The following is a 12,574-nucleotide window of genomic DNA, read 5'->3' as shown; positions in this document are numbered from 1 at the left end:
GGTGGAGGAGCGCCCGCAGGAGGGCCACGTCCGCTCGGATGTCGCCACCGACAACCCCGTCCCCGCCCCGCCGTTCTGGGGCACCCGCGTCATCAAGGGCATCCAGCTCAAGGAGTACGCGTCCTGGCTGGACGAGACGGCTCTCTTCCGCGGGCAGTGGGGCCTGACCAAGGACCTGGTCGCGACGGAGGGCCGGCCGCGGCTGCGCGGTCTGCTGAACCGGCTGCAGACCGACAACCTGCTGGAAGCCGCCGTGGTCCACGGCTACTTCCCGTGCGTCTCCAAGAACGACGACCTGATCATCCTCGACGAGGCCGGCACCGAGCGCACCCGCTTCACCTTCCCGCGCCAGAGCCGGGGGCGCCGGCTGTGCCTGGCGGACTTCTTCCGGCCGCAGGAGTCCGGCGAGAGGGACGTCGTCGGCCTGCAGGTCGTCACCGTCGGCTCCCGCATCGGTGAGGAGACCGCCCGCCTCTTCGAGGCCGGCGCCTACCGCGACTACCTCGAACTGCACGGCCTGTCCGTGCAGTTGGCGGAGGCGCTCGCCGAGTACTGGCACGCCCGCGTGCGCCGCGAACTCGCTATCGCGGGCCAGGACCCCGAAGCGCTCGAGGGCATGTTCCGTACCGAGTACCAGGGCTGCCGTTACTCGCTCGGCTACCCGGCCTGTCCCGGCCTGGAGGACCGCGCCAAGATCGCCGGCCTGCTGCAGCCGGAGCGCATCGGCGTGCACCTGTCCGAGGAGTTCCAGCTGCACCCCGAGCAGTCCACGGACGCGATCGTGATCCACCACCCGGAGGCGAGTTACTTCAACGCCGGAGGCCGCGCATGACACCCCGGCCCACGTTCTCCTTCGAGTTCTTCCCGCCGAAGTCGGCGGCCGGGGAGCGCACCCTGTGGCAGACGGTACGCCGCCTCGAGCCCCTGCGGCCGGACTTCGTCTCCGTCACCTACGGCGCGGGAGGCTCCTGCCGGGACCGCACCATCGAGGTCACCCGGCGCATCGCGGCCGAGACGACCCTGCGTCCCGTCGCCCACCTCACCGCCGTCGGCCACTCGGTGGCCGAGCTGCGGCACATCATCGGCGCGTACGCGGACGCGGGCATCCGGGACGTCCTGGCCCTGCGCGGCGATCCGCCCGGCGACCCCCAGGGGCCCTGGGTGCCGCACCCGGACGGCTTCAGGCACGCCCGGCAGCTGGTCGAGCTGGTGCGCTCGCTGGGCACCTTCACCATCGGCGTGGCGGCCTTCCCGGAGCGGCATCCGCGCTCGACCGACTGGGAGGGGGACATCCGGCATTTCGTGGCCAAGTGCCGGGCGGGCGCCGACTACGCCATCACCCAGATGTTCTTCCAGGTCGAGGACTATCTGCGGCTGCGGGACCGGGTGGCGGCCGCCGGCTGCGACATCCCGATCATCCCGGAGATCATGCCGGCCACCGACGTGCGCCAGATCCGCCGGTTCGCCGAGCTGAGCTGTGCGGCCTTCCCCGAAGACCTCGCCCACCGCCTGGAAGCGGCCCGGGACGACACGGCGGCGGGCCATCGCATCGGCGTGGAGTACGCCACCGCCATGGCCGAGCGGCTGCTCGCCGAGGGCGCGCCCGGCCTGCACTACATCACCCTGAACAGGTCCACCGCGGCCCTGGACATCCACCGTCACGTCATGAGCGCAAGGAGCTCCCGTGTCAGCTGAGTTCACGGATTTCAAGGTCGCCGACCTGTCCCTGGCCGCCTTCGGCCGCAAGGAGATCACCCTCGCCGAGCACGAGATGCCGGGCCTGATGGCACTCCGCGAGCAGTACGCCGAGGCGCAGCCGCTGGCCGGCGCCCGTATCACCGGTTCGCTGCACATGACGGTGCAGACCGCCGTGCTGATCGAGACCCTGGTCGCGCTCGGCGCCCGGGTCCGCTGGGTCTCGTGCAACATCTTCTCCACCCAGGACCACGCGGCCGCGGCCGTCGCCGTCGGCCCTGCCGGCACGCCCGACAGCCCGCGGGGCGTGCCGGTCTTCGCCTGGAAGGGCGAGAGCCTCACGGAGTACTGGTGGTGCACCGAGCAGGCCCTGACCTGGCCCGGTGAGCCGGGCCCGAACATGATCCTGGACGACGGCGGGGATGCGACCCTCCTGGTCCACCAGGGCGTCGCGTACCGCAAGAGCGGCCTCCTGCCGGACGCGGACCACGAGGAAGGGGCCGTCGTGCGCGCCCTGCTGGAGAACAGCCGCCTGGACTGGACGGCCCTCGCCTCCGCACTCCGCGGGGTGACGGAGGAGACCACGACGGGTGTGCACCGCCTGTACGAGATGCAGCGTGACGGCGTCCTGCTGTTCCCGGCGATCAATGTGAACGACGCGGTGACGAAGTCGAAGTTCGACAACAGGTACGGCTGCCGGCATTCCCTCATCGACGGCATCAACCGTGCCACCGATGTGCTGATCGGCGGCAGGACGGCGGTCGTGTGCGGCTACGGGGATGTGGGCAAGGGCTGCGCGGAGTCGCTGCGCGGGCAGGGCGCCCGCGTGATCGTCACCGAGATCGACCCGATCTGCGCGCTGCAGGCGGCGATGGACGGCTACCAGGTCACCACCCTGGACGAGGTCGTCGAGACGGCCGACATCTTCGTCACCACGACCGGCAACAAGGACATCATCCTGGCCTCGGACATGGCCAGGATGAAGCACCAGGCGATCGTCGGGAACATCGGCCACTTCGACAACGAGATCGACATGGCCGGCCTGGCCAGGATCCCGGGGATCGTGAAGGACGAGGTCAAGCCGCAGGTGCACACCTGGACCTTCCCGGACGGCAAGGTGGTCATCGTGCTGTCCGAGGGGCGTCTGCTGAACCTGGGCAACGCCACCGGCCACCCCTCGTTCGTGATGTCCACCTCGTTCGCGGACCAGACGCTGGCGCAGATCGAGCTGTTCACGAAGCCGGAGGAGTACCCGGCCGGCGTGTATGTGCTGCCCAAGCACCTGGATGAGAAGGTCGCCCGTCTCCACCTGGACGCGCTCGGCGTGAAGCTGACCCGGCTGCGCCCGGAGCAGGCGGCGTACCTCGGCGTGAAGGTCGAGGGCCCCTACAAGCCGGACCACTACCGCTACTGACAACGGCGCGGCCCGGGGGCCGGACGCGGCCGCCCGGGCTGCCCCTCAGAAGGAGGACAGCGTGTACGACGGCCGCCCCGAACGCCGCGAGGAGCGCCTGCGCCTCGCCCCCCCGCGGTCAGCGTCCGGTGCTGACTGCGCCTGCCGCCCCCGCCGCTGCTGCCGGCGGGGGCGGAGGAGGACGACGACGCCGCGGACGTGCACATCGTCCGCGGCGTCGACTGAGCCGGCGGCCGGCAGGCATCAGCACGGGCGACACCCGCGGGGGGCGGTCCTGGAAGGGACCGCCCCCCGCGGGTGTCGCGGGAGGGCAGCGGGGGATGCGGGGCTCAGGCCGCCCGGGAGGAGGCGAGCACCTGGTTGACGACCTCCAGGTACTGGCGCGGGGTCTGGGCCTCTTCCAGTGCCTCCTCGTCGAGGGTGACCTCGTAGTCGCGCTCGATGGCGCCGGTGACCTGCAGCAGCGCCAGCGAGTCGTAGTTGAGTTCGTCGAACGGCACGTCCAGCACATCGCCGTCCAGGTCGAAGGTGTCGCTGTCACCGGCGTTGGTGCGCAGCAGGCCGACCAGGTCCTTTATGTGGAGGGGTTGCATGATGGTGACTCTCTTTCTTCTCGTGCCGGGCACATGCGGCGGTGAGTGGATCGGTCAGGGGCTCGGGCGGTGTCACCCGGCCGGGACGGCCGGCCGGGGGCCGCCGTGCGGCGCCGGCGGTGTGGCGCGATCGCCGGTCAGGGGGGCGGTGGCCAGCCGCCCTACGACGCGGCCGGCCCGGCCGATGAGCCGGGGCAGCGCGTCCCCTCGTACGAAGAAGTGGTCGCCGCCCACGGTGCGGGTCACCACCGGGCCGGCGGACCATCTGCGCCAGCCGGCGACGGCCTCGGGCGGCGCCAGCGGGTCGCGGTCGCCGGCGACGGCCAGCAGCGGCACCGGCACCCGGCCGCGGGGGCCGGCCGTGCTGCGGGCGAAGACCCGCAGCGCGTGCGCCAGGCGCAGGTCGTCGCGCAGCACCGGCAGTGCCGCCCGGTGCCAGTAGCCGTCCGGCCCGGCTCCCTCGGGCACCGCTCCCAGGGCGTGCAGCCGGCCCAGCAGCCGGTCGCCTGCGCCGGCCAAGGCGTCGGAGAGTTCGCTGGGCCGGTCCGGCGGCGGGCAGGCCCCGAGGGCGAGCAGCGCGGGAAGGGGGCGTTGCTGTTCGTGCAGGGCCTGGGTGAGGGTGTGGGCCACCATCGCCCCCAGGCTGTGCCCGTACAGGAGGAACGGCTGCCCGGGTTCGGGCCTGACCTGGTCGAGGAGTTCGGCGACCAGGGCCGCCCGGTCGGTCAGGCGCGCCTCGCGGCGCCGGCGTTCACGGCCCGGCAGCAGCACGGGCACGGTCTCGACGCCGGGGCCGACGCTGCGGGCCCAGCCGTTGAAGGCGGAGACTCCGGCCCCCGCGTGTGCGAAGCAGTACAGCCGTACGGGTGGCGCTGTGCCGGCCATGTCCGCCCCTTCCCTTGGCCCCTGGTGTGTTCACGGTCCCCACCAGGCTTGCCGACGGTGCTAGAGGCAGGCTCGACCTGCGCGCGGGCGGCCGTGCGGGTCAGGAGGCGTACAGGTCGAAGGTCGAGCCGCGGCGGACGGGTGCGGCCACGTCGAGCGCGGGGTCGACGGCGAGCATGGCCTGGTGCAGGCGCTGCAGCTGCGGTGAGGGTTCCACGCCCAGCTCCTCGATGAGCCGGATGCGCAGCTGCCGGTAGACGTCGAGTGCCGCGGCCTGCCGGCCCGACCGGTACAGGGCCACCATGGCCTGGGAGTGCAGGCCCTCGTGCTGCGGGTGACGGACGATGAGGTCCTTGAGCTCGGCGAGCAGTTCGGTGTGCCGGCCCAGCCGCAGGTCGGCGTCGATGCGCCGTTCCACGGTGACCAGTCTGCTCTCCTCCAGGCGGAGGGTCTCGATGGACAGGATGGAACCGACGCGCACGTCGACCAGGGCCGGGCCCTGCCACATGTCCAGCGCCTGGCGCAGCGTGTGGGCGGTGCGGGCGTCGTCACCGGCCTCGAAGGCCGCCCGTCCCGCACCCACCAGCCGCTCGTAGGCGTGGGCGTCCACGCTTTCCCTGGGGATCTGCAGCAGGTAACCGCCGTGCCGGGTGGCGAGCACCTCCTTGGCGCTGCGCGGCGAGTCGGGCCCCATGGCGGTGCCCAGCCGCCGGCGCAGCTGCAGGATGTAGGTCTGCAGGGTGGTGAGGGCGCTGAGGGGAGGCTCCGCTCCCCAGATCTCCTCCATCAGGGTGGGAACGGGCATGACCCGGCCGGGATACAGCGCGAGCAGGGACAGGATCTGCCGGGGCTTGCTCGCCGTCGGCACCACTGACACACCGCCGATCTCGGCGTTCAGTGGGCCCAGGACCTGAATTCTCATGGTGTCGTCTCCCCCATTGGCGTCTTCTTCTCCTCGACCGTGTGTTCGAAGAGGCGGTGCGCATGACTGGCACCGTAACGGCCGGAAATCGTCCGTGCCCGCTTCCTTGAGCCCCCGTCAAGCACGTCTGCACCCGCTGCCCGGGGGTGCTGTTGCGGCGCTCGGGCGGCCCGCGAGTGCGGCGCGGCTCAGCCCGCCGCGCCCGCCAGCCGGGGCGCCTTCTCGGGGGTGGCGGCCGTCTGCTCGGGGCCGGCCAGCAGGATGGAGCGCTGCAGGCGGCGCAGGGCCGCGGAGGGCTCGATGCCGAGTTCGCGCACGAGCGTGGTGCGCAGGCGGCGGAACACCTCCAGCGCCTCGCTGCGCCGTCCCGAGCGCTGCAGTGCCAGCATGAACTGGGCGTGCAGGTTCTCGTGGGTGCGGTACCGGCTGACCAGCACGGTGAGTTCGGCGAGCAGCTCGCGGTGCCGGCCCAGCCGCAGGTCCGCCTCGATGCGCTGGTCGAGCGCGCACAGCCGGCTCTCCTCCAGGCGCCTGGCCTCCACGCCCAGCCGGGAGCCCGTCTGGACGTCGGCGAAGGGAGTGCCGCTGAACAGGCCGAGGGCCTCGCGCAGCAGCCGCGCGGCACGCGGGTGGTCGCCGGCGTCCATGGCCCGGTAGCCGAGACCGGCCAGCCGTTCGAAGTCGCGCACGTCGCTGCTGCCGCCCCGGGCGTCCAGCCGGTACCCGCTGGGGCAGGTCACCAGGACGTCCTTGGCGCAGACCGGGCCGGCACCGCCCTGGGCGAGGGCGGCGGTGATCAGTTCGCGCAGCTGCAGCACGTACGTCTGCAGCGTGGTGCGCGCGCTGCGCGGCGGACGGTCGGCCCACAGCTCCTCCACCAGCGCGGAAACGGGGACGACCTGGTCGGCGTGGAGCGCCAGCAGAGCAAGCACCTGCCGCGCCTTCGGTGCCGTGGGAGTGATGGAGACTCCGCCTTCCCTCACTCCCAGAGCGCCCAGTATCTGAATGTCCACGCCAATCCCCCTGTCATCGCCATCGGCGCAGTGGCTCTCGCCGGAAAAGCGGGTAGGCCACCGATTCAAAAACAATCCAGACGGTTTGTCAACATGAAACCATCTGGACTGTTTCTTTTTCGGGGTCCGGTGAAGATATCACCGGCTAGGCCGGTCTTTGTCCGGTTTGCAGGGATCCGGCGGGGCCGGCGGCGGGCCGGGAAACCGGGCGGGCGGGGCTGTTTTCAGGAGGGGCGAAGAGACTCTTCATGCTCCGCGGCACCGGGCGCGGCGGCGCGGAGCGGCGCCTGCCGGGCCGGCGGGGCGGGCAGCAGCACGCTCCACACCTGCTCCACCCGGGAGGCGGACCGCCAGGCCTCGTCGGACGCGGCCAGCACGCGCAGCCCGACCGTCACGGCGGCGACGGTGGCGGCCATCGCGCGCCAGGAGACCCCCTCGGCCAGCTCCCCCTCCCGCTCGGCCCGCCTGAGCACCTCGCCGACCCACGCCTGCCAGCGCCGGGAGAAGGCGTGGCGCCCCTTGCGCGTGACGTCGCCGTCCATCTGGAACCCGGCCCGCACCACCGCGTCGCTCGCGATGCGGGCCATCAGGGCGCGCACCACGTCGGCCAGCAGCTCCAGCTGCGTCAGGCCCGGCCGCCGCTGCGCGGCGTCGATGATGCGCTCCACCGCGCGGGCCGCCTCGTCCTCCACCGCGCGGGCCAGGGCGTCCTTGCTCCCGAAGTGGAAGTGCAGGGCCCCCTTGCTCACCCCGGCGCGCTCGCTGATCGCCGGAAGGGACGCGGGGACGTACCCCTCGCCGGCGAAGGCCTCCGCCGCCGCCTGGATCAGTGCCCGGCGGGTCCGGGCGGCACGCTCCTGCTTGACCATCCGATCCTCCCTTGGTCGGTTCGGGGAGCCGGCCGTGCGGCCCCCTGCCCGCCCCCCGGCGCCCCGGATGCCCTGCGGCAGGGTGCACCCACCCTATCAAACCGCACAGATGGTTTGTTTCTTGGGTCGGGAACGGTGCCCTGCGGGGGCGGAGCGGGACGCGCGGGGCTACCCGCGCCGCCCAGGGCGCGCCGCCGCCCCGGCCGGCGGCGGCGGGGTCACTGGCCGGCGCCGGCCAGGGCCGCGGACTGCTCGCGCACCTCGGCGATGACCCGGGCCCCCCGGTCGGGGGCGGTGTCGAGCCGGACCAGGACGGCCGGTGCGGTGATGGCCGGCAGCATGTGGGCGAACAGCGCCGACATCCGCGCCTGCAGGTCCGCCCAGCCGGTCATGGCCTGGGAGACGTACTGCACGCCGATCCAGGCGCCCAGGAAGACCTGCGCGGTCTCCTCGGGCACCACGTGCGGGAGCACCTCGCCGCGCTCCTTGGCCTCGGACAGGAAGGACGCGGTGACATCCGCCCAGGCGGGCCAGGCGCTGCCGTAGACGTCGCGGCTGTGCAGATCGGCGGAGAGGCGGACGCCGGCCAGCAGCATCGGCTCCTGCGGCAGGCGCGTGGCCAGGGTCATGCCCGCGTCCACCCATTCCTGCAGCTTCAGCTCCCTGGGCACGTGGTAGTCGTTGCCGGTCTGCGCCTGCAGCACCCCCTGGGCGAGGGCCACCTTGGAGTCGAAATGGAAGTACAGGGCGCCCTTGGTGACCCGGGCGCGGCTGAGGATCTCGCCGATCGTGGCCGCCGCGTACCCGCGCTCCGCGAAGACTGCGGCGGCAGCCTCCAGAACAGCGCGCCGGGTCCGGACAGCTCGTTCCTGCTGCGCCATGGACCCTCCTCGAGCGTAAAATTAAACCAAACAGCTCGTACCTTACCGCATGCGGCAGCGAAAAGAAGCAGCGCGGTCCGTTTTATGCGGGGCGCGGGGAGCGCGGCCGGAGGGGTCCGGGACGGCCGCGGCCCCGCGGGTCACCAGGCGGTACGGCCGCCGTCCACGGCCAGGGTCGCGCCGGTGACGAAGGAGGCCCGGTCGCTGCACAGCCATGCGGCCGCCTCGGCGACCTCCTCGGGATCGGCCGCGCGGTGCTGCGGCGCCGACCGCAGGGCCTGCTGCCTGGCCTCGGGGTGGCGCGCGAACCACTCCTCGACCATCTCGGAGCGGGCGAGTCCGGGCGCTATCGCGTTGACCCGGATGCCGTGGGCGGCGTACTCGACCGCGGCCGCCTTCGTCAGGCCGATGACGGCGTGCTTGGACGCGATGTAGGGCGCGGCCACCGAGGAGGCGACCAGCCCGCCGACGCTGCTGGTGTTGACGATCGCGCCGCCTCCGCAGGTGAGCATCGCGGCGATCTCGTGGCGCAGGCAGTTCCACACGCCGCGCACGTTGGTGGCCATGACGTGTTCGTAGGCGTCGTCGCCAATCAGGTGCAGGGGCGTCTTCTCGATGGCGGTCCCGGCGTTGTTGAACGCCGCGTCCAGCCTGCCGTAGCGGTCCATGGCGTGCTCGACCAGGGCCCGGGCGTCGTCGCCGCGCGAGACGTCGGCGACGACGTGGCTGACCGTCGCGCCCTGCTCGCGCAGGCGGCCGGCGAGCCGGCGCAGGCGGGGTTCCCGGCGGGCACACAGCACCAGCACGGCGCCGTGGCGGGCGAAGACGCCGGCCGCGGCCGCGCCGATCCCGCTGCTGGCGCCGGTGATGACCACGACCTTGTCCCGCAGCGGGACGGCGCCGTCAGGCATCGCCGCCGCCCGCCGGGCCGCCGGCGCCGGCCGAGACGGCGGGCCCGAAAAGGCCCGCCGCCGCCTCGCCGTCCACCGCGGCAAGCAGCTCTGCGTCGATCTCCCGCAGGCTGCGCACCACGTGCCGTACGCCGATGCGCCGCATCAGGGCGTGCTGGTGGCCGTGGGCGAAGTCGCCGGGACGGCCGATGAAGGCCGCCCCCAGCCGGTGGGCCTCCTCGGCGACCCGGGCCACGTCGTCGATGAACAGCACCCGGTCGTAGGGCAGGCGGAAGATCTCCCGGGCGATCTCCCGGATGCCGGGGCGGAAGCGGTCGGTGCACACATAGCCCGGCGGGTCGAAGAAGCCGGCGAGGTGGCCGAGATGGCGGTCGAAGTGCGCCTTGTCCAGCCCGCCGTAGCACACCACGCGCAGCCCCAGCCCCCTGAGGCGGGCGAGCAGGCCGGCGGCGCCCTCCAGCACCCGCACCGGGGTGTGGGCGAGGTAGCGCTCGCGCTCCTCGAGGTAGAGCTCCAGCACTTCCTGCGGGGCCAGCGTCACCTTCGCGGCCTCGGCGAACGCGGCGGCGGCGGCGAGCTGGGACTGGGAGAACAGCCGGTACTCGACGTCGGCGGTGTACCGGCCGCCCCGCTCCACCACCATCTGCCGGATGACGGGGCTGAAGGTGTCGTTGAGCAGGACGCCGTCGATGTTCACCGCGGCGAGGCGGAGATGGGGCAGGGCGGCGGGCATGCCGGTCTCCTTTCCGAAAGCGGGGCTCACCGCGGGCCGCCGGGGGTGAGCAGGACCGGGAGCTCGCGGTGGCCGCTGGAGATGAAGGACTCCAGCGGGCGCAGCTCGTGCGCGGGCACGGCCAGGCGCAGGCCGGGGAAACGGCCGAAGAGCACCGCCAGGGCGGTGGTCGCCTCCATCATCGCCAGCGGCCGGCCCGGGCAGTGGTGCACCCCGTGCCCGAACGCCAGATGGTCGCGGCGGGTGGGGCGGGCGGCGTCGAAACGGTCCGCGTCCGGCCCGTGCCGGCGCGGGTCGCGCCCCGCGGCCGCCAGGGACATCACGATCGCCTCGCCCCGGGCGATGCGCACGCCGCCCACGTCGATGTCCTCCACCGCGAAACGCAGCGGGATGGTGGCGACCGGCGCCCTGCAGCGCAGCGTCTCCTCCACCACCGCCTCCCAGGACACCTCGCCCCGCCGGGCCAGGCGCAGCTGGCCGGGGTGCGTGAGCAGCGCGCAGACCGCCTGGTCCAGCAGATTGACGGTGGTCTCGTGACCGGCACCGATCACCAGCAGCAGGGTGTCCAGGAGCTCCTTCTCGCTCAGCCCCGACCCCTCCTCGTCGCGCACCGCGATGAGCTCGCTGGTCAGGTCCGCGCCGGGCGAGCGCCGCTTGCCCGCCACCAGGCCGCACAGCAGCCCGTACAGCTCCGCCTGGTTGGCCCGCGCCGCCCGCGAGGTGGTCGTGGTGGTGAACAGCACCTCCACCAGCCGGCGCAGCCGCGGCCAGCCGGCCTCCTCGAGACCCAGCAGCTCGGAGATGACCCGCACCGGCAGCGCGCAGCAGAACTCCCTGCGCAGGTCGACGACCTGGCCGGGCGGCACATCCGCCAGCCGCTCGGCCAGCTCACCGGCGATCTGCGCGATCCGGGCCCGCAGCAGCGCGGTGCGCCGCGCGGTGAACGCCGGCGCCACCAGACGGCGCAGCCGCCGGTGCTCCTCGCCGTAGGCGGTGAGCATGTTCCGCACCGAGACCCACATCGCCAGCGGCCACCCCTCGTCGACCTCCCCGCTCCTCCAGGCCGGCCAGTGCCGGTAGGCGTCCTTGGACACCCGCGGGTCCGCCATCAGACGCTTGATCAGCTCGTGCCGGGTGACCGCCCAGGCCGGCACCCCGCCCGGCAGCCGGACCCTCACGGCCCCACCACGCGCTCTCAGACAGGCACCCTCGGCATGGACGTCCCGGCCACTGGGATCCAGGACAGCAGGCACGGTTGGTTCTTCCATCAGTCGGCTTCCCCCTGAAGGCCGTTCAGACGGTACGGAAATCACCACAGCACGCCCCACGGTAGGCCCGGCAACACCAGGAAAACACCCACCGCAAGCACACATTCCCAAGAAATAGAACGCAGTTGGCTTCAGATCAACGGATTGTCCCCGTCGGCGCCCTGCATCTCAAGCCCCCGCTTCCGGAACCGCGGAATCCGAACGCTTGACCGTTCTTTTGCCCTGGTTCCGATTGAGAATAAAACCGGTAGGTCCGTATCTTACATGACGGCTCGTTCGACTTCCCGCCCTTCCCAGCTACTCGCTCCGGGAGACGCAGATGCAACTGGCTTTGCCCCCCGCCACCCGACCGGCACCCGCCCCGCCCCGCCTGACCACCACCGTCCCCAGGGAATACGTCCACCGGGCCTGCCTGGCCGAGGTCTTCCTCACCGGCTGCACCCGGCACAGCGACACCCGCTTCACCCTGTCCGGCCAGTGGCCCCGCGCCCACACCTTCTTCCAGTCCGCCGACGGCCGCCGGCACGACCCGCTGCTGAGCGCAGAGACGTTCCGCCAGGCCGGACTGCTCCTCGCCCACGCCGAACTCGGCGTCCCCCTCGGCCACCACTTCGTCATGCAGGAACTCGCCTTCACCACCCACCCCGACCGCCTCACCATCGGCCCCCGCCCCACCGACCTCCACCTCACCGCAACCTGCACCGACATCACCCGCCGGGCCGGCCGCGCCACCGGATTCCGCATGGAACTGACCATCCACCACAACGGCCAGGCGATCGCCGCCGGCAGCGGCCGCTTCACCGTCATCCCCCCCGCCGTCTACCACCGCCTACGCGGCACCCACCCCACCCACACCCCCACCAGCACACCACCCACCACCCACACCCCCACCAGCACACCACCCACCACCCCCCGCACCCCCATACCACCCACCACCGTCGGACGCGCCCGCACCACCGACGTCGTCCTCTCCCCCACCGACACACCCCACCGCTGGCTGCTCACCCCCGACCCCACCCACCCCGTCCTCTTCGACCACACCGGCGACCACCACCCCGGCATGGTCCTCCTCGAAGCAGCCCGCCAAGCCGCATCCGCCCTCCTCACCCCCATCACCGTCACACCGACCGCCATCACCACCCACTTCCACCACTACGCCGAACTCGACCAACCCTGCACCATCCACGCCACCCTCACCCCACCCCACGAACACCACCAAATCACCATCAAAATAACCGGACACCAAAACAACACCCCCATCTTCACCTCCACCCTCACCAGCCCCCTCAACTGACCACCAGCAACACCACCACCCCACCCTGCCACCCCCAAAGGACAGCTCCCCAGCGGAGGGGCGGAGCACCCCAAGGACACGGCAGAACACGGCAGA

Annotated in this window: 13 protein-coding genes; 4 read left to right on the top strand and 9 right to left on the bottom strand. The window is 72.5% G+C overall.

Features of this window, described 5'->3' with window-relative positions:
• The 3 genes from ACWDAG_RS47345 to ahcY form a co-directional block, all read left to right on the top strand.
• The coding region (locus ACWDAG_RS47345; protein ID WP_450701800.1) for a vitamin B12 dependent-methionine synthase activation domain-containing protein at positions 1-832 on the top strand (832 nt) is incomplete at its 5' end.
• Positions 829-1,695 (top strand): methylenetetrahydrofolate reductase [NAD(P)H], encoded by an 867-nt coding sequence (gene metF / locus ACWDAG_RS47340; RefSeq protein WP_450701799.1) that lies wholly within the window; start codon positions 829-831, stop codon positions 1,693-1,695. The genes ACWDAG_RS47345 and metF, both read left to right, overlap by 4 nt.
• The gene (gene ahcY, locus ACWDAG_RS47335) at positions 1,685-3,109 is read left to right on the top strand and encodes an adenosylhomocysteinase (RefSeq protein ID WP_450701798.1); all 1,425 of its coding nucleotides are present in this window, start codon (positions 1,685-1,687) and stop codon (positions 3,107-3,109) included. The genes metF and ahcY overlap by 11 nt, the downstream gene beginning before the upstream one ends.
• A 329-nt stretch (positions 3,110-3,438) precedes the next feature.
• Here the strand turns inward: ahcY and ACWDAG_RS47330 are convergent, their stop codons facing one another.
• The 9 genes from ACWDAG_RS47330 to ACWDAG_RS47290 form a co-directional block, all read right to left on the bottom strand.
• Entirely contained in the window at positions 3,439-3,702 is a 264-nt protein-coding gene (locus tag ACWDAG_RS47330; protein WP_450701797.1) for an acyl carrier protein, read from the bottom strand.
• Between the two features lie 72 nt (positions 3,703-3,774).
• Positions 3,775-4,587 carry a thioesterase II family protein gene (locus ACWDAG_RS47325; RefSeq protein WP_450701796.1) on the bottom strand — a complete coding sequence of 271 codons (813 nt, stop codon included), beginning with the start codon at positions 4,585-4,587 and terminating at the stop codon, positions 3,775-3,777.
• Between the two features lie 100 nt (positions 4,588-4,687).
• The gene (locus ACWDAG_RS47320) at positions 4,688-5,509 is read right to left on the bottom strand and encodes an AfsR/SARP family transcriptional regulator (RefSeq protein WP_450701795.1); all 822 of its coding nucleotides are present in this window, start codon (positions 5,507-5,509) and stop codon (positions 4,688-4,690) included.
• A 188-nt stretch (positions 5,510-5,697) separates the two neighbouring features.
• Entirely contained in the window at positions 5,698-6,522 is an 825-nt protein-coding gene (locus ACWDAG_RS47315; protein ID WP_450701794.1) for an AfsR/SARP family transcriptional regulator, read from the bottom strand.
• Positions 6,523-6,746: 224 nt separating this feature from the next.
• Positions 6,747-7,391 (bottom strand): ScbR family autoregulator-binding transcription factor, encoded by a 645-nt coding sequence (locus ACWDAG_RS47310; protein ID WP_450701793.1) that lies wholly within the window; start codon positions 7,389-7,391, stop codon positions 6,747-6,749.
• Between the two features lie 218 nt (positions 7,392-7,609).
• Entirely contained in the window at positions 7,610-8,272 is a 663-nt protein-coding gene (locus tag ACWDAG_RS47305) for a ScbR family autoregulator-binding transcription factor (RefSeq protein WP_450701792.1), read from the bottom strand.
• Between the two features lie 140 nt (positions 8,273-8,412).
• Positions 8,413-9,183: a glucose 1-dehydrogenase gene (locus tag ACWDAG_RS47300; protein WP_450701791.1), complete on the bottom strand. Its 771-nt coding sequence runs from the start codon at positions 9,181-9,183 to the stop codon at positions 8,413-8,415.
• Positions 9,176-9,916, bottom strand: a complete 741-nt coding sequence (locus tag ACWDAG_RS47295) for an HAD family phosphatase (RefSeq protein WP_450701790.1) — start codon at positions 9,914-9,916, stop codon at positions 9,176-9,178. The genes ACWDAG_RS47300 and ACWDAG_RS47295 overlap by 8 nt, the downstream gene beginning before the upstream one ends.
• A 26-nt stretch (positions 9,917-9,942) precedes the next feature.
• Positions 9,943-11,094: a cytochrome P450 family protein gene (locus ACWDAG_RS47290; RefSeq protein WP_450701789.1), complete on the bottom strand. Its 1,152-nt coding sequence runs from the start codon at positions 11,092-11,094 to the stop codon at positions 9,943-9,945.
• Positions 11,095-11,503: 409 nt separating this feature from the next.
• On the opposite strand from ACWDAG_RS47290, the gene ACWDAG_RS47285 reads away from it, so the two are divergent.
• The gene (locus ACWDAG_RS47285) at positions 11,504-12,478 is read left to right on the top strand and encodes a ScbA/BarX family gamma-butyrolactone biosynthesis protein (protein WP_450701788.1); all 975 of its coding nucleotides are present in this window, start codon (positions 11,504-11,506) and stop codon (positions 12,476-12,478) included.
• Positions 12,479-12,574: the final 96 nt, after the last annotated feature.

The sequence above is a fragment of the Streptomyces sp. NPDC001157 genome, from assembly GCF_053598255.1.
The sequence above is the reverse complement of the archived record's forward strand: the minus strand, read 5'-3'. Positions and strand labels throughout refer to the sequence as shown.